The organism is Phytobacter sp. V69 (genome assembly GCF_965644215.1).
GTDB lineage: Bacteria > Pseudomonadota > Gammaproteobacteria > Enterobacterales > Enterobacteriaceae > Phytobacter.
Map to the genome: position 1 here is coordinate 1 of NZ_CBFFRL010000425.1, position 1,307 is coordinate 1,307.

Sequence of the window (1,307 nt, forward strand, 5' to 3'; positions counted from 1 at the left end):
AATAGTCATGATAATAGGGCCTTCTGATTAGAAGGCCCTATTATCAATGATTTTTATCCTCGTGACGATACTATCTAACCATCAAGAATTTAATCTGGTGCTGATGATTCGATTCGCAGATTTGCAGCCTCTTTCAATTTTTCTGCGGCGCATTCGCTTAAAAAGAATGATGGAGCTCCATACCACATTACATGCAGTTGTTGCTCCGCTCGAGTAAACCCGACAAAAAGAAGTCTTCGTTCTTCTTCAATCGCCTCCTGCCCCACAGACTTCTTACTCGGAATCTGATCATCATTACAGCTCATAATAATGACTTTTTTCCATTCTAGCCCCTTAGAACCATGCAAAGTTGATAAAACTACTTTATCTGGCGTATATTCCTCATTCTTCTTTTTAGGACCCAGACACATCGCAGCTGCACGGTTGATCATATTTTGCCAGCCTGCTTTTTCTGCCCATTGTTTGCAAGTATCCAACGCAATTCGGGTCAGAGATGGAGCTCCTTTCAACGTTCGCATTTTAATCGCTGATAATTCCATCCATTTGATTAGGTTTGCGAACCGCTTTTCGATTTCAATTTTATCCCGACTCTCCTGAGTAAATCTGGTGAAGTTTGAGTGTAGAGTTCTGGTTTCATGGGAACTTTCTTCTGAGGTGATCAGTTCACCAAAAGTAACTTTTCTTCCTTTCATGCTTAATGCTGTTTGATCCAAAACCTCTTCATTTTCACCGAAAAGAGCCAGCACTCGTTTCATTAATCGCACATCATTAGATTGCCGAAAAAAAGCCATTAGATGCAATACATCGCTTGTCTCCTTTTCATCCCAAAATGACTTTCCACCATAACGGAGAACCGGCTGCTCTATCAGGCTTTCAAGCTGATCAAGATGCGCATTTCCTCTGCTAAGGATGGCCCAACCATACGGGTCCTGGTTTATCAGATTGAGAATCCCTTGTATTTGCTCCTCCATATCGACAAATGAACGAAAGTAGACCTTTCCCCCTCCTTTTTTTGCTGAACGAAGATCCTTTACGTATCTGTAGACATTTTTTTCAATCAGCGTCCCTGCAACCTTCAATATTTCAGGTTCACATCTGAAGCAGGTGTTCAAATAAAATATATTTGGTCTAAAATTTTTTTCAAACTGCTGAAATATTTTCACACCTCCGGATGCCCTGAATGAGTATATAGCCTGATCATCATCTCCAACGATGCTGGTGTTAATACCTTTTGAACCGCCCCGGTTTTCCTGGAGAGTATTTTAGTTGGGAACTCAGGCTGCCAGATCCTTATTCCCGATGGAAGC

General features: G+C 41.5%; 1 pseudogene. It reads right to left on the bottom strand.

Annotation, left to right across the window (positions count from 1 at the left end):
* Positions 1-89: 89 nt before the first annotated feature.
* Positions 90-1,229 (bottom strand): annotated as a pseudogene (trhI, locus tag ACSZPU_RS25730) (IncHI-type conjugal transfer helicase TrhI); the annotation flags it as partial.
* Positions 1,230-1,307: the final 78 nt, after the last annotated feature.